This is a genomic window from Peptacetobacter sp., assembly GCF_029264495.1.
GTDB lineage: Bacteria > Bacillota > Clostridia > Peptostreptococcales > Peptostreptococcaceae > Peptacetobacter.
In genome coordinates this window covers 37,122-54,158 of record NZ_JARIBH010000030.1, presented here as the reverse complement: position 1 = coordinate 54,158, position 17,037 = coordinate 37,122, and the positions used below count along the sequence as shown (strand labels likewise).

Genomic DNA, 17,037 nt, shown 5'->3' with positions numbered 1-17,037 from the left:
TTCTTTATTTTTTTTGATAAAAAAAAGGACTTTTACATTAATATAAAAGTCCTTTTTATTACAATATTTATTCTATTTTAATATATAAGTTGATCTATTGTTACAACCTTTACAGATGGATATTTTTTATTTATACTTTCAAAAGAAGCTGTAATTCCTTCTTTTTCATCTATATTTTTTTCTAAAAATACCGGTTTGTATGCTTTTTTTATATCCATATCATTTTCAACTATAGCTATAGCTGTATCAACAGCTGCATATACAGTAAATCTTTTATTTGGCATTGTAATTCCGCCTAATCTACCTCTCATTTCATACTTTGAACTTCTATCACTTATACTTCTAGAATAACTTTTATAATCTCCTAAATATACTGTATTTCTTATTACTCTAAATAAATCTTTTAAATCTTCAGTCATACAGATATCACTAGATTCAGCTACTATAAGTTTACTTTTTATTGCTCTTTTTAAAATAACATCATCTATAATATTATTTGTTCCAAATAAATTTATTTCTTTTCCATATTTATATATTTGATTATTTATATTTTCACTTATAAATTTTTTAACTTCATATTCATCTTTTTTAGTATTAATATCTTTAACTTTAATTTTTTCTAATTTAATATCTTGAACCTTACATTCACTCTCTATCTCAGATATTTTTTTTCTAAAATTAGGTTTATCTTTTAAATCTTTTTCTGAATAGTATATTATAAATGATTCTGCACCCATTTCTTTTGCAAGTTCTACAGTATTTTTCCCATTTAAATTTGTATTAGAAATATAACTAAGATCTAGATTTTTTGCTAATTCTTTTTCTGTAGCATTTAAATCTGCTCCTATAACAACCATATCTTTTCTAGATTTTTTAATTTTTTTTGTATAATCAACTATTCCTTTTTTATCCGATGCAAATACAACTCCATTTAAATCTTTATTGTTTATTATTTTTTTGATAAATTTTTCTGACTCTTTTGTATTATTTACAAATTCATTAGGCATTATCATGTGTATAATTTCATCATTCACTATATTGCTTTTATTATTTTGTTTGTATATATTCTTAATATAATTTGCAGACATATAATTATTATAATCTTCATTTTTATTTTCAGTTACAATAGCTATTTTTGTACTTTTATCTTCTTTTGTTTCACATCCAACCAAAGATAACGATACTATTGATAACAATAAAATAAGCGAAACTACTTTCTTCACCATTCTACACCCCCTAATATAGTATAGGATACATTTCAACTACTTTAAAGAAATTCTTATCATATCTTACCTTTTTATATTCAGCTAATATTCCTGTTTTTTCTTTTATATTTTTTTGCATTTCTCCAAAAACAATAGCTTCATCTGTTTTTTCACTAAATAGTCTTGTCATAGTATCTACTGCTACTTCAACACAAAAAGTTTTTTCAGGAATCTCTGTTCCTGCCAATCTAGCTTCCATATTTAATGATTTTAACTTTTTAGAAATTTCATCATTTATTTTTTTGTAATCATCACTTTCACTTGATTTTATATTTATATCCAATATATCACTATAAAGTTTTGTGCTATCTATAGAATGTATGTTAGGTACCATTAATCTATTTTCTAAAGCCGCCTCAATACACCCTCTATCCATAATATCTCTACTTCCATATAAACTTACATCTTCGCCATAAGTTTTTTTCTTTTCAATTGCATCTTTTTTTATAAATTCTAAAGCAGTTTTATAATCATCTTCATTCTTCATATTAGGTATTTTTACTTCTATATATTTTAAATTATTTCTATTACATTCACTTTGCATATCTTTATTTTTATTCTGTAATTCTATATCATTTTCAGAAAAACTATCTAAATAATTTACAAAAACTTTAGAGCCCATAATTTTTGCCATTCTTATAGCATTAATATTATTATCTGTGTCTGTTGGATTAAAACCCATTGTTACAAATTCATCTGTTTCTACTTCATTTCTCTTTTCTTTATTCTGCATTTCCTCTATTCCAGCTGCAACAGTCATAATAGAATCATTCTTTTTATTTATTTTTGAAAAAACTGGTAATAAACCATCTTTATCAGAACATATAATTATACTTTTAACTTTATCATTATCAGCAAATGATGCTATTTCTTCAATAGTTTTCTCTATATTTTTATCATAATTTTTAGGTAAAATAACTTCTTTTACTTTAGAGTTTCCTTCCAAGAAGTTTTTTTCAAGTTTTACAGATTCAGGTCTAACTAACATTATTTGAGCATAACTATCTGTAAGATTAGCAGTATTTTTTTTATCATTTTTTGAACAACCCGCCATTCCAACTATCATACAAAAAGAAATTATCCGCACTATAGTCTTTTTTAACATCTATATTTCCCCTCTCTATCTAATAATAAAATAGATTATATTTTAAATTTTTTATACATAAATAATATACCTATTTAGTTTATCATATTTCAAGAAAAAAAACATTAAAACTTAATTTAAAACAATATTAAATGTTTAGTATAAAAAAAATAAAAGTATATCTAGATAATCTAAAACATACTTTTATTTTATACTTTATATTTTTCTAGTTTTTATAAAACTTCCCAATATAGCTCCTACTATTCCTGGTATAATCCATCCAAATCCTAATGAAGCTAATGGTACTAAAGTCACAAATTTAAATACTCCTGTTAAAGAATTTAATACTGATAATATACTAAATACAAATACAAAATAAGCTGCACCTTTAAAAGTGTTATCATTTTTTATTTTTTTAGTAAATATAGTTAAAACTACAAGTATTATCATAACAGGATAAATTGTTTGAAGTACTGGTATCGAAAATTTTATTATTGTACTTACTCCAAAATTAGATACAATTGCACTAAATATACATATAGCTGTAACTATTTTTTCATAAGATAATCTACCATTTGATATATCTGAAAAATACTTAGCTGCTGACGATGTAAGTCCTATAGATGTTGTCAAGCATGCAAATAATACCATTATAGCTAGTAGAATTTTTCCTGGAGCTCCAAATATTCCTTCTGTAGCAGCTACTACTAAAAGTGCCTGTGATGTATTTAAATCGTGCATAGTAGATAATGTAGCTCCTAAATACGTTAAACCTCCGTATACTACAGCTAAAGCAAGTCCTGACACTAATCCAGCTTTTATTGTCATAGATATTTGTTCTTTAGGATCATTATATCCTTTTGATACTATTGTACTTATCATTATACTTGCCATTGCAGCAGAACCCAAAGCATCCATAGTTAAATATCCTTGAGATATACCTTCACTAAACAAACTTCTATCTATCATACTAGTTGAACTTATTGGCCCTATTGGAGTTATTATTCCTTTTACTATAAGTGCTAATAAAGATATTATTAGTATTGGTGTTAAAATTTTTCCTATAATATCTATTACTTTTGTTGCCCTTATTGTAAGAGCATATGTTATTCCAAAGAATATAATTGAAAAAATAACAGAAACTAAAGTATTAGAATTAGGTGCAAAAGGTAAAACACTCATCTCAAATGTTGTTGCTGCTGTTCTTGGTATAGCTAAAAATGGGCCTATACACAGTATAGAGGCACAACCTATAAATCTAGCTAATTTTTTACCACCTCTTATTAAAATTTCATCTAATATTCCTTTATTTTTTGCTGCTACTACTATAACTAAAAGTGATAATCCTGCATCGGCTATTATAAATCCTAAAAATGATATGAACCAATTTTTCCCAGATACCATTCCTAAATACGGTGGGAAAAGTAAATTTCCTGCACCAAAGAACATTGAAAACAAAGCAAATCCTACAATAAGTATATCATTTGTTTTTTTCTTCATATAAACCCTCCTTTTTTGATTTTTCTGACTATTCTGTTTTATTATATTGTTATTTTATCAGATTTAAATGAATTTTTCAAAGGGTATATTTAAAAAATAAACAATTAGGCTGAGAAATATTTTTTTATACTATTTTTATTTATAAATAATAAGAATATATTAAAATAAAGAAAGCAGTTTCCTATATAGTCAATTGATAACTATAAATAGAAAACTGCTTTTTAAATACTCTATTTAAAATATTATTCTATATTTTTATAACTATTTTATCATAGAATTTATTTGGCTCATTCCTTTAAATGAAACGCCTCCACCAATTTGATATAAACTATCTGCATAAGATCCACTTAAAACTCTTTTTTGAGATTCTACAAGCCCTCTTGAATTAACTAAAACTACAGGACAATTTCTCTGTGCTGCAATAGGACCTGCTGAAAGTGCATCTATTAAAACATTAGATTTAGCCGCAAATATTGTATCATATCCTTCTTTATATAATACTTCTATAACTTTTGCATTTGTTTCTTCTCTATTACTTCCAGATATTCTATTTTTTGATACATCATTTACTGTTATATCATTTACAGAATTTATAACATTATTTGATATTACTCTATCTCCTCCTATAAAATATGCATCTTGAAGATTTTGTTCTTTTAACCAGTTGAACATATCCATATTTATAGAATCTTTATCTGTAAGTATAATTGGTTGTTTTTCTTCACCTGCTTTTGATGCTACAGAAAGTGCATCTGCTTCACCTTTACCAGATACTACATATACTTTTTCTATTGCCACTCCATTTTCAGCTAATTTTTTTGCTATTTCAAATGAAGTATCATATCTATCTTTTCCTGATATTCTTTCCACTTTTACTGCATAGTCTTTAGATATTTTATTTTCTAATGCTGTACTAACTGCATTTGTTCCACCAACAATAATTATTTTTTGTGGTGCTATTTCTCTTATTCTTTTATCTGTTTCTGAAGGTAATCTATCTTTATCAGCTAATAGTATTGAAGCATTTTCTGATGATGCAAGTGGTGTAGCTGCTATTCCATCTACTATTGCATTTCCATTTACTAAAACAACTGTTCCTCCATTTGAATAGTTCATTTTACTTATTTCGGCAGCAGTAGAATATCTGTTATTTCCTTTTACTGTTTCCCAATTTGAAACAGCTTCTCCATTTTCATTAAATGAATATTCTGTTCCATCTATTGTCTGATTTCCTTTTACCATTGCTCCTGTTTGGTCAAAATAGTATGTTTTTCCATTTAATTCTAACCATCCTACATGAGCTGATCCATTTGAATCAAAGTAGTATTTAAATCCACTATCTGTTATCCAACCAGTTTTCATTACACATTCTTTATCAAAGTAATATTTTTTACCTGATATTGTCTGCATTCCTCTATCTGCAAAACTATTAGAATTGAAATGATATTTTTTACCTGATATTGTTAACCATTCATTAGTAGCATATTTACCATTTTCTTTTAGATATTTTTTCTGTCCATTAACTACTTTCCAGCCAGCTTTTATTGGTGTCTTAAATGAAACTCCATATTTTTTAGCTATCTGTTCATCAGTTTTTGAACTATAATCTATTAGTACAGTACATCCTATTCTAACTTTAGGGAATAACCATCTTATTTCTGCATTATGCATTCTTATACATCCACCAGAAACGTGTTTTCCTATAGAGCTTTCTTTGTTATTTCCATGCATAGCATAAGTGCTTCCACCAAAAATTCCAATCCATCTATTTCCTAGAGGATTATTTGGATGTCCTCCTGGGATTCCACCTGAATAATATGGTCTATTAACTATTTTATTGGCCACACTTGTTTTTCCTGTTGGAGTAGGTGTACTCGGTTTCCCTGATGCTACATCAAATCTTCTTACTAACTTGTCATTTTCATAAAATGATAACTTATTATATTTTGTATTAACTATTATTAACTGTTTTGAAGCTGCTTCAACTGTATTGTCTTGGAAGCCAACCGAAAAAATCATAAAAACAGACATAATTATAGCAAAATACTTTTTAATTAGCTTTTTCATTACCAATTTCCTCCTACTAATTTCATTAATTTATCTTATAATTTCATTTATAAGCTTTTAATTATATCCATTCGGATTATTTTCTTGCCATCTCCAAGAGTCTTCACACATCTCTTTTAAGCCATATTCTGCTTTCCATCCTAATTCTTTTTCTGCTTTTGTAGGATCAGCATAACATTCTGCTATATCTCCTGCTCTTCTTCCAACTATTTTATAAGGAATTTCTCTTCCACTTATTTCTGAGAACATTTTTATCATTTCTAAAACACTGTATCCAACACCAGTTCCTAAGTTATATACAACTAAACCTGGTTTTTCATTTAATTTATCTATTGCTTTTACATGTCCTTTTGCTAAATCTACAACATGTATATAATCTCTAACTCCCGTACCATCTACAGTTGGATAATCATCACCAAACACACTAACCTCTTTTAATTGCCCTATTGCAACTTTAGTTATATATGGTACTAAGTTATTAGGAATTCCATTTGGTTCTTCTCCTATTTTACCACTTTTGTGTGCCCCAACTGGATTAAAATATCTAAGTATAGCTATATTCATAGTATCATCTACTTTTGCTATATCTTTTAACATTTCTTCTATCATTAGTTTTGTTCTACCATATGGATTTGTTACTGATAATGGAAAATCTTCTAATATAGGACATTTATGAGGATCTCCATATACAGTAGCTGATGAACTAAATACAAAGTTTTTAACATCATATTTTTTCATTAAATCAAATATTGTAAGTGTAGATATTAAATTATTATTATAATATTCTATTGGTTTTTCAACAGATTCTCCAACAGCTTTAAGACCTGCAAAATGTATTATAGAATCTATTTTATTATTTTTAAATATTTCTTCCATTTTTTCAAAGTCTCTAACATCTACTTCATAGCAAATCACATCTTTTCCTGATAATTCTTTTATTCTATCTATAACTATAGGGTTACTATTACAAAAATTATCAGCTATTATAACATCATATCCTTCTGCTAGTAATTCTATTGATGTGTGACTACCAATATAACCAGCACCACCTGTTACTAATACCGCCATTTTATTTACCTCTTTCTTATTTTTATTTATAAAAAATATTTAAAATTCAAACATTACAAAATAATGATAACATAATTAATTAATTTCATCAAATTTACATTAATAAAATTTTATAATGTTAATATATATTATATTAATGCTAAAACTTCTCTTGCTATCTCTTTATCATCAAAATGGTGTTTTGTTTTACCTATAATTTGATAATTTTCATGTCCTTTTCCTGCTATTAATACGACATCACCTTTTTTAGAAGATTTAATAGCTTTTTTTATCGCTTCTTTTCTATCTTCTATTACTTCATAATTTTTATTATTTTTATCAAGACCATCTAAAATATCTTCTATTATTAATGTAGGATTTTCTGTTCTAGGATTATCACTAGTTATTATACATCTATCTGAAAGATTTTGACCTATTTTACCCATAAGAGGTCTTTTTTCTGAATCTCTATCTCCTCCACATCCAAAAACAGATATCAATTCTCCTTCAACAAATTCTCTAGCTGTTTTAAGAACATTTTCAAGTGCATCAGGAGTATGTGCATAATCTACTATTACACTTATTCCTTTATTATTTGGTACTGTTTCAAATCTACCTGAAACACCTCCTGTATTTCTAAGAGATTTTAAATAATCATTTTTATCTATTCCTAGCATTTCGCAGGCAGCTATTACTGCTAACGTATTGTATACTGTAAATTTTCCTGGAACTGGTATAAATATTTCTTCTTCATACATCGGTGTTATAAGTGTATATGCTACACCAGATGCATCTGATTTTATATTTTTAGCCATAAAATCAGCTTTATTTTCTATTCCATATGTAAGACATTTAGTATCTAAATTTTTTATACTATCGTATATTTTTTTACCACCTTCATCATCTATATTTATAATATTTGCTTCTGTCGTTTTATAGAATAATTTTTCTTTTGCTTTTCTATAGTTTTCTAGAGTTTTATGAAAATCTAGATGATCTGGAGTTAAATTTGTAAATATACCTATTTTAAAATTAGTATCATCAACTCTATTAAGTTCTAATGAGTGAGATGAAACTTCCATAGCACAACAATCACATCCATTATTCAACATTTTTTTAAATATTTTCTGTAAATCTACACTTTCTGGTGTTGTTGAATTTGATGGTACTTCATTATCACCATCAAAAATTTTTATAGTCCCTATAAGACCAACTTTTTTATCACAATTTCTAAGTATTTCATTTATAAATGTAGTAATACTAGTTTTCCCATTCGTTCCAGTTACTCCAATAACATTAAACTTATCTGATGGATGTTCGCATAAATTTGCAGCAACTTTAGCCATAGTTTTTCTACTATCTTCAACCTTTATATAAGTACAATCTTTTTTAAATTCTACATCATCTTGTATTAAAAATACTCTTGCTCCTTTTTCATATGCAGAATCTATAAATTTATGACCATCTGATACAAATCCTTTTATACATATAAACATAGTTCCTTCTTCAACTTTTCTTGAATCATATTGAATATCGTTTATATCTATATTTTTATTTCCAACTATTGATAGAAATTCTATTCCTTCTAGTATATTATCAAGTTTCATTAAAACACCTTCTCTTTCTTTATATCTATAAATAATACTTAATATATTATACCATATAACAATAAAATAAGTTCTATCTAGACTTATAATTTGTAGTAAATACTTAATTTTAATTAATAAATATATTTATAATTTATAATTTATTCATAAAAAAAGATGCTACAAGAATTTTCTTGTAGCATCTTACTTATATATTTAATAATAATTATACTAATCTTTTGTATGATTCGTATCTTTCTTTTGCATTTTCTTCAGCCATATTGAATAGTTCTTCTGCTTCATTTGGGAACTGTTTTGCTATAGCTGCATATCTAGTCTGTTTCATTAAGAAATCTCTAAAGCTTTCTGTTGGTTCTTTAGAATCTAATGAGAATGGATTTTTACCTGCATCTTTTAATTCTGGGTTGAATCTGTATAAATGCCAGTATCCACAATCAACAGCCTGTTTTTCATTAGCTATACTTCTTCCCATACCTTCTCTTAAACCATGGTTTATACATGGAGCATAGCATATTATTAGAGATGGACCATGATGAGCTTCTGCTTCTGTTATAGCTTTCATGAACTGATTTTTATCAGCACCTATAGCAACTTGAGCTACATAAACATTTCCATAAGACATAGCCATCATACCAAGGTCTTTTTTCTTAGATCTCTTACCTGAAGCTGCGAATTTAGCCATTGCTGCTACTGGAGTTGCTTTAGAAGCCTGTCCACCTGTATTAGAGTAAACTTCTGTATCGAATACTAATACATTAACATCTTCACCTTGAGCTAGAACATGGTCTAATCCACCATATCCGATATCATATGCCCAACCATCTCCACCAAGTATCCACTGAGATCTCTTAGCTAAGTAATCTTCTCTATCTTTTATATTTTTAACAGCTGAAGCTACTTCTGAATCATTCATACAAGATTCTGGTAATGCATTTATTAATTCAGCTACTTTTGCAGAAGCTTCTTTATTTGCAACACCATCTTCTTTAGTTTCTAACCAATTATTAAGAACTGATTTAGAATTTTCATCATGAGCTTTTTCAGCTAATAATTTTATATCTTCAGTTAATTTTTCTCTCATCTGTTTTACAGCTACGAACATACCAAATCCATATTCAGCATTATCTTCGAATAAAGAGTTTGCCCAAGATGGACCTTTACCTTCATGGTTGCAAGTATATGGAGTTGAAGGAGCTGAACCTCCCCATATAGAAGAACATCCTGTAGCATTTGCTATCTGCATTCTATCTCCAAATAACTGAGTTATAATTTTTATGTATGGAGTTTCTCCACATCCAGCACAAGCACCAGAGAATTCTATTAATGGCTGTCTGAACTGAGATCCTTTTACTGTATTTACATTCATTATGTCGCCTTTTGGAGCAACTTTTTTAGTATCTACTGCAAATTCCCAGTTTTCTTTCTGTAAATCTTTCTGAGTATCTAAAGGCATCATTTCTAATGCTTTATTAGGTGCTGGACAAACATCAGCACAGTTTCCACAACCTGTACAGTCAAGTGGAGATACCTGCATTCTGTATTGTAATCCATCGAATCCTTTACCTATAGCTTTTTTAGCTTTGAATCCTTCTGGAGCATTCTGTAATTCTTCTTCAGTAACTAAAACTGGTCTTATACAAGCGTGTGGACATACAAATGAACACTGGTTACACTGTATACAGTTTTCTAATTTCCATTCTGGAACATCTATTGCTATACCACGTTTTTCATAAGCTGCAGTACCACAAGGGAATGTACCATCTGGTATTTCTGTAAATGCACTTACTGGTAAATCATTACCTTTCTGTGCAGTCATAGGTCTTAATATATCTTTTATAAATGCTGGTTCACAAACTTCTTCTTTTGGAGCATCTTCAGCTGTTTTCCAAGATTCTGGAACTTCAACTTTAACTAAAGCATTTATACCTGCTTCAACAGCTTTAAAGTTCATGTCTAGTATTTTCTGACCTTTTTTACCATAAGATTTAACTATTGATTCTTTTAAGTATTCAACAGCTTCATCTAGAGGTATTATTTCTGCTAGTTTAAAGAAAGCAGACTGCATTATCATGTTTATTCTACTTCCTAAACCTATTTCTTTACCTAATTTAACAGCATTAACTGTATAGAACTGTATATCATTTTTAGCTATATACTGTTTCATTTCTGCTGGTAAGTTTTCTTCTATACCTTCTTGATCCCATATAGTATTTAGTACAAATGTACCACCTTTTTTAAGACCTTTTAGTAAATCATACTGATATACATAAGACTGGTTATGACATGCTATATAGTCAGCTTCATCTATTAAATAAGTTGATCTTATTGGAGTATCACCAAATCTTAAGTGAGACATAGTTATACCACCAGATTTTTTAGAATCATAATCAAAGTAAGCCTGAGCATATTTATTAGTATGGTCACCTATTATTTTTATAGCCTGTTTATTTGCACCAACAGTACCATCTGATCCAAGTCCCCAGAATTTACATCTTACAGTTCCTTTTGATGCTATTTTAAATTCTTCAGCTTCTGGTAATGAAGTATTAGTAACATCATCTACTATACCTATTGTGAACTGATTTTTTGGACATTCAGAAGTTAAGTTGTCATAAACTGCTTTTAACTGAGCTGGAGTAGTATCTTTAGATCCTAATCCGTATCTTCCACCTACTATTAGAGGAGCATTTTCTTTTCCATAGTATATATCTCTTATATCTAAGTATAGAGGATCTCCATTAGCACCTGGTTCTTTAGTTCTATCTAATACACATATTCTTTCTACTGTAGAAGGCATTGCTTTTAAGAAATGTTCCTGAGAGAAAGGTCTATATAAGTGTACTTTAACACATCCGTATTTTCCACCTTCAGCGTTTAATCTATCTATAGTTTCTTCTAATGCTTCTGTAACAGAACCCATAGCAACTACTACATATTTAGCATCTTCTGCTCCATAGTAATCAAATAGGTCATGTTTTCTTCCTGTTAATTCACTTACTTTATGCATGTATTTTTCAACTATACCTACCATATCATTGTAGTAAGTGTTTGATACTTCTCTTGTCTGGAAGTATATATCAGGGTTCTGAGCTGTACCTCTTGTAACTGGGTGGTTAGGAGATAAAGCTTTTTCTCTGAATTTCTGAACTGCATCGAAGTTTAATAATGATGCATATTCTTCATTATCCATTAATTCAACTTTCTGTATTTCGTGAGATGTTCTGAATCCATCGAAGAAGTGAATAAATGGTAAGCTTCCTTCTATTGCAGCTAAATGTGCTACTGAAGCTATATCAGCTACTTCCTGAACTGAACCTGATGCTAATAAGCAACATCCAGTCTGTCTAGCAGCCATAACGTCCTGATGATCACCGAATATTGATAAAGCCTGAGATGCTATAGCTCTTGCAGAAACGTGGAATACACCTGGAAGTAATTCCCCTGCTACTTTATACATATTAGGTATCATTAGTAATAATCCCTGAGATGCTGTGAATGTAGATGTTAATGCACCAGCCTGTAAAGAACCGTGGAATGCACCAGCTGCACCAGCTTCTGACTGCATTTCTACTACATTAACTTTCTGTCCGAATATATTTTTTCTTCCTTGAGAAGCCCATTCATCAACTAATTCAGCCATTGTTGATGATGGTGTTATTGGGTATATAGCAGCTACATCTGTAAATGCATAAGCAACATGTGCAGCAGCTGTATTACCATCAACAGTTTTCATAAATTTTGCCATGGTTAAAATATCCTCCTTGATAGTTTAATTAGCTTGTCTATCTAAAGGCAAGTTCATTTTTATTTATACTTATAAATCTCTATGTTATTTAGAGTATAAAAAACTTATAATTTTTCTTCCGTTATATATCATACTACATTTTTTTTGAAAATCCAACTTTTTTTCAGAATATTTCATATCATATACAATGTTCATCATATTTCAAAATTTTTTACCTATTTAGTATGCTATATAACTCTATTTTTGTTTTATTTTTTATATTTGTTATTTATTTAGTATGTTATATAAATAATATTATTCTGCTATTAATTCTACTAAATCTCCATTTTTAACACCAGCTGCATTTCCTTCTTCCATATCAACATGCATTTCTAGTTTAAAACTGTCTTTAGCTCTAACTAATACATTCTCAAATACTAAACCTCTTGGTCCTTCTGTTCTAACTTTTACTATATCTTTATCTTTTACACCAAATGCTTTTGCATCTTCATTGCTCATGTGTATATGTCTAGATGCTACTATAACACCTTTTTCTAATTCAACTTCACCTGCTGGTCCAACAAGTTTTACACCTGGAGTACCTTCTATATCTCCTGATTCTCTTATTGGAGCTTTAACACCTAAAGGGAAACAGTCTGCTAAAGAAACTTCTACCTGTGTTTCTGGTCTAGCTGGACCTAAAACTCTAACAGTTAATTTTCCTTTTGCTCCAACTAAATCTACTTTTTCTTCACAAGCATACTGTCCTGGTTGAGAAAGATCTTTTAGTTTTACTAATTCATGTCCTTTCCCAAATAGAACATCTATATGTTCCTGTGATAAGTGTATGTGTTTGTTTGATAATGCTATTGGTAATTTCATATTCTCACTCCTAACAATTTTCTATGTTAAATTTATTTAACTATAATTACTTCACATACATTATACAAAATATTATTATCAAAATCAAATAATTACTATTTAAATAATAATAAGATAACGTATTTTTCTAATTTATTTTTTTATACTTATATAAAATATTATTTTTATACTATCCTAAAGATGTATATTAAGATATATATTTTTTACATTATATTTTAGTAAAATCACATGATTTCATCGCTTTTTCCAGCATTTCTGCTTTCATTTTAAATATTCCTACACATGAATCTGCATCAGGTAAAATAATAGAAATTTCATTAAAACTATTCTTTTTATCTTTTTTCATAACTTCAATAACTCTTTCTATATTTATTTTTTTCAACTCAAAATGAAAATCATATACCTCAAGTAATTTTAAAAATTTATTATAATAATTTTTATTAATATAATTTTTACTAAGTGCTATATCAAAAGATATTTTCATACCATATGCTACTGATTCACCATGTTTTAGACCGTATTCTCTTTCTATAGCATGACCAAAAGTATGACCAAAATTTAAGATTTTCCTCAATCCCAAATCTTTTTCATCAGCTTTTACAATTCCAGACTTAAATTTAGCACATTTTAGTATAGTTTCAATAATTTTTTTATTTTCTATTTTTTTTATATCTTCAGCATTTTTATATAAAAAGTCTGCAAACAATCCATCATCGTCCATAATCGCTGAATACTTTATAACTTCTCCAAAACCACTATTTATTTCTTCTTTTGGTAAAGTTTTTAAAGTATTTATGTTTATATATGTAAATAATGGTTGTTTTATTGTACCTATCATATTTTTATATATACCCACATCTAACCCATTTTTACCACCAATTGATGAATCTACTTGTGATAATATTGTTGTTGGAACTTGTATATAATCTAAGCCTCTCATATATGTTGATGCTACAAATCCAGCTATATCACCTATTACACCTCCTCCAAAGGCTATAATAAGTGAATTTCTACTTACTTCATAATTAATAAGTTTTTCTATAATTTCATTATATGTATCTATATTTTTAAAATTTTCTCCACTTTTAATACATATTTTTATAAATTTATCTTTATCTACTTTATCAAATATATTATTTGACAAGTCTTTATAAAGATTTTTATCTACTACTTCATCAGTTATAATAACTGCTTTATCATATTTTTTATCTCTATCTATTATTTCATATAAAATATTAGATAGCTCTTCATATTCATCTGAAATTAATATTTTACACAAATCATTTCCAGTTGTAATTATATTCATGAATTCAACCTCCTAGTATTTAGATAAATTCAATTTTATAATCATTATAAATTTTTTATATTATTTATATAGTCAATTGTATTTTCTTTTATATTATTTTGATATTCTTTACTCTGTAAGTAAGATTTTTCATCTGTATTTGATATTCTTATATTCTTTATACTCCTAGCATTGATACTTTTAAAGAAAAAGTCCATTACTATATCTCCACCTGCAAACTGATCTTCATATTCATCTGATCCTCCAACAGCTATATACATACTAGCTCTCTTTTTATTTCTATCTATTATAGAATCTTTTAATATGAACTTACTAGAATAAATTGCTTGTGTCCTATCTATTAATGTTTTCATTTTTGCCGGAATAGAATTAAAATAAATTGGACTGACTACAATACTTCCTTTTGATTTATCAAAAGCATCATATAATTCTGACATATCATCCTTTATTCTACACCCTTTTTTTCTTTGACAAAAACCACAATCATCACAATAGTTTATATCCATTTCATATATATTTAAAACCCTATATTTTATTTTTTCTATATTAAATATATTAATAATATCTTTAACTATATTAAAACAATTTTTATTTTTTCTAGGGCTTGCATTTATTATTAGTATTTCTTCTTCCATTTTATTCCCCACTATTTTATTCTGAAATATTATCTTTTAACATAACCATCATTATATCATCTGCATAATCTTTTTTTCCTGAAAAAATATAAAATTCTTCTTTCATTCTTTGTACTATAGATTTCCGACTATACTTATAAGTATTACAAAGTATTTTTTCAAATCTTTCTTGACCAAATTCTTCTTTGTTTTTGTTTTTAATTTCTAAAATACCATCTGTAAACATACATATCATAGGGTAATTTTCAGTGTAAATAACATTATCTTTGTAATTCCGATCTTCTATAACTCCTATTGGTATTCCTTTCATACATTTTTTTTCTCTTTCGACACTTCCATCTTTTTTTATTATTATCGGACTATAATGTCCTGCATTAGAAATTGTAAGTGTATTATGTACTGTATTTAAACTTCCAACAATACAAGTTGCAAAAACTTCCATTTTATCAAATTCTTCAAATAGCATACTATTTAAATTATTCATTATATCTGACGGTTTTGTAAATTGTCTACAAAGCACTTTAAATGCTCCTTTTATTAAAGCAACCATATAATTTGAAACTATACCATGCCCCATTACATCAGCTACTATGTATACAACTCTTTCATCATCTACTCTCAACGCATCATAGAAATCTCCACCTACAACTTTTGCTGATTTATGATAACAATAAAGTTGACTTTTCCTATTGCATATAATATTAGCATCATTCATCATAAGTTTTTGCTGTTTATTTAGGACCGCTAACTCATTTTGTAAAACTCTATGCTTTACTTCATTTTGATTGTATTCATAAATCTGTGTTCCAACAGTTATTTGATTCGACATTATTGATAATATGCTAAAATCATCTTTCGTATATTTTTTTGCATTTGCACATATTATATACCCTAAAGTACTGTCTTCATTCATCAATCTATGATATATATAACTATTTATTTGTGATCCATTTTCAAGAACTTCATTTACATTATTAGCAAAATCACCATTTTTTGGTGTCCCTGATATTTTATCTAACATCAAAAATAAATTACTTCTTCTACTTTCATTTTTATTGTAACAATTTACTATTCTTTCATGTTTTTTGTTTTTATTTAATATAATTATAGCTTCTTCACTATCTGTTATTTCGGCTGCTTGTTTTGTTAGATCCTTCAAATAAGTATCTATATCTTTATCAGCGTATAATTTTCTAGTTGCATCATTTATAGATGCCATTCCTTGTCTTAATTTGCTCACTAATTTATTTACAGATTCATTTTTTCTTGTTATTTCTATTGAAAGTGCCATTAATGAGGCTACTGATGCGATAAAATTCATATCTTCATCACTTATAAATTCACCTTTTTCTATAAATGTAGTCATAAATCCAACAACTTTTTCCTCTATAACAAATGGAAATACCGCTCTACCTGAATATCCTTCATTTTTTGCAACTTCTCTTTCTTTTTCTGCAGATTCATCAAAGAAAACATCTTTTACATATACAACCTTTTTCTCTTGTATAGCTTCTCTAATATAATCTGGATATAAATTAAAATCTATTTTAGCTCCTTCTGGTCTGTCAGTTCCTTCAAAAACTTTTGGAATATAATCTAAAGTGTTTGAACATACCAGATATGCATAATTAAAATCTTCATTATAAAATATATTTACACAAGCTTTAGCGGGATGGACAACTTCCAACATTTTACTTATTATTATATCTTTGATACTAAAAAAATCTTGTGATTGTGTCACTAATTTAGAAATCTCTACTAAATTTTTCATTCTTTTCATATATTTATAAGTCATATCTTATTACTATAATTTTGATAATTATAGCAATATACACCCCCTTTTCAATATATATTATATATTTTTGAACTTCTAAGTTAATATCTATTTTAGCATATTCTCTTATCCATCTCTAATAAAAA

General features: G+C 27.6%; 11 protein-coding genes. All 11 read right to left on the bottom strand.

Annotated features, from left to right (window positions below; genetic code table 11):
* Positions 1–77 precede the first annotated feature (77 nt).
* A complete protein-coding gene (locus Q1J78_RS03175; protein WP_300278199.1) occupies positions 78–1,226 on the bottom strand; it encodes a DUF3798 domain-containing protein in 1,149 nt (382 codons plus the stop codon).
* 10 nt (positions 1,227–1,236) lie between these two features.
* Positions 1,237–2,370 carry a DUF3798 domain-containing protein gene (locus tag Q1J78_RS03170; RefSeq protein WP_300278196.1) on the bottom strand — a complete coding sequence of 378 codons (1,134 nt, stop codon included), beginning with the start codon at positions 2,368–2,370 and terminating at the stop codon, positions 1,237–1,239.
* Between the two features lie 195 nt (positions 2,371–2,565).
* Positions 2,566–3,849 carry a branched-chain amino acid transport system II carrier protein gene (gene brnQ, locus Q1J78_RS03165; protein ID WP_300278193.1) on the bottom strand — a complete coding sequence of 428 codons (1,284 nt, stop codon included), beginning with the start codon at positions 3,847–3,849 and terminating at the stop codon, positions 2,566–2,568.
* A gap of 261 nt (positions 3,850–4,110) precedes the next feature.
* On the bottom strand, positions 4,111–5,916 hold the full coding sequence (locus Q1J78_RS03160) for a cell wall-binding repeat-containing protein (RefSeq protein WP_300278190.1): 1,806 nt from the start codon (positions 5,914–5,916) through the stop codon (positions 4,111–4,113).
* 57 nt (positions 5,917–5,973) lie between these two features.
* Positions 5,974–6,984 (bottom strand): UDP-glucose 4-epimerase GalE, encoded by a 1,011-nt coding sequence (gene galE, locus Q1J78_RS03155; protein ID WP_300278187.1) that lies wholly within the window; start codon positions 6,982–6,984, stop codon positions 5,974–5,976.
* A gap of 128 nt (positions 6,985–7,112) precedes the next feature.
* Entirely contained in the window at positions 7,113–8,570 is a 1,458-nt protein-coding gene (locus tag Q1J78_RS03150) for a UDP-N-acetylmuramoyl-L-alanyl-D-glutamate--2,6-diaminopimelate ligase (protein ID WP_300278184.1), read from the bottom strand.
* A gap of 205 nt (positions 8,571–8,775) precedes the next feature.
* Positions 8,776–12,315 (bottom strand): pyruvate:ferredoxin (flavodoxin) oxidoreductase, encoded by a 3,540-nt coding sequence (nifJ, locus tag Q1J78_RS03145; protein ID WP_300278181.1) that lies wholly within the window; start codon positions 12,313–12,315, stop codon positions 8,776–8,778.
* A gap of 294 nt (positions 12,316–12,609) precedes the next feature.
* Complete coding sequence (gene pduL, locus Q1J78_RS03140; protein WP_300278178.1) at positions 12,610–13,176, bottom strand: phosphate propanoyltransferase; 567 nt, start codon at positions 13,174–13,176, stop codon at positions 12,610–12,612.
* Between the two features lie 208 nt (positions 13,177–13,384).
* Positions 13,385–14,482, bottom strand: a complete 1,098-nt coding sequence (gene aroB / locus Q1J78_RS03135) for a 3-dehydroquinate synthase (RefSeq protein ID WP_300278175.1) — start codon at positions 14,480–14,482, stop codon at positions 13,385–13,387.
* A gap of 44 nt (positions 14,483–14,526) precedes the next feature.
* Positions 14,527–15,117, bottom strand: a complete 591-nt coding sequence (locus Q1J78_RS03130) for a flavodoxin family protein (RefSeq protein WP_300278171.1) — start codon at positions 15,115–15,117, stop codon at positions 14,527–14,529.
* Between the two features lie 16 nt (positions 15,118–15,133).
* Positions 15,134–16,897, bottom strand: coding sequence for a SpoIIE family protein phosphatase (locus Q1J78_RS03125; protein WP_300278168.1), 1,764 nt, complete (start codon positions 16,895–16,897; stop codon positions 15,134–15,136).
* Positions 16,898–17,037: the final 140 nt, after the last annotated feature.

Coding starts and splice junctions, on each gene's coding strand:
- Q1J78_RS03175 (WP_300278199.1), bottom strand. CDS start 1,226: ATGGTGAAGAAAGTAGTTTCGCTTATTTTATTGTTATCAATAGTATCG.
- Q1J78_RS03170 (WP_300278196.1), bottom strand. CDS start 2,370: ATGTTAAAAAAGACTATAGTGCGGATAATTTCTTTTTGTATGATAGTT.
- brnQ (WP_300278193.1), bottom strand. CDS start 3,849: ATGAAGAAAAAAACAAATGATATACTTATTGTAGGATTTGCTTTGTTT.
- Q1J78_RS03160 (WP_300278190.1), bottom strand. CDS start 5,916: ATGAAAAAGCTAATTAAAAAGTATTTTGCTATAATTATGTCTGTTTTT.
- galE (WP_300278187.1), bottom strand. CDS start 6,984: ATGGCGGTATTAGTAACAGGTGGTGCTGGTTATATTGGTAGTCACACA.
- Q1J78_RS03150 (WP_300278184.1), bottom strand. CDS start 8,570: ATGAAACTTGATAATATACTAGAAGGAATAGAATTTCTATCAATAGTT.
- nifJ (WP_300278181.1), bottom strand. CDS start 12,315: ATGGCAAAATTTATGAAAACTGTTGATGGTAATACAGCTGCTGCACAT.
- pduL (WP_300278178.1), bottom strand. CDS start 13,176: ATGAAATTACCAATAGCATTATCAAACAAACACATACACTTATCACAG.
- aroB (WP_300278175.1), bottom strand. CDS start 14,482: ATGAATATAATTACAACTGGAAATGATTTGTGTAAAATATTAATTTCA.
- Q1J78_RS03130 (WP_300278171.1), bottom strand. CDS start 15,117: ATGGAAGAAGAAATACTAATAATAAATGCAAGCCCTAGAAAAAATAAA.
- Q1J78_RS03125 (WP_300278168.1), bottom strand. CDS start 16,897: ATGAAAAGAATGAAAAATTTAGTAGAGATTTCTAAATTAGTGACACAA.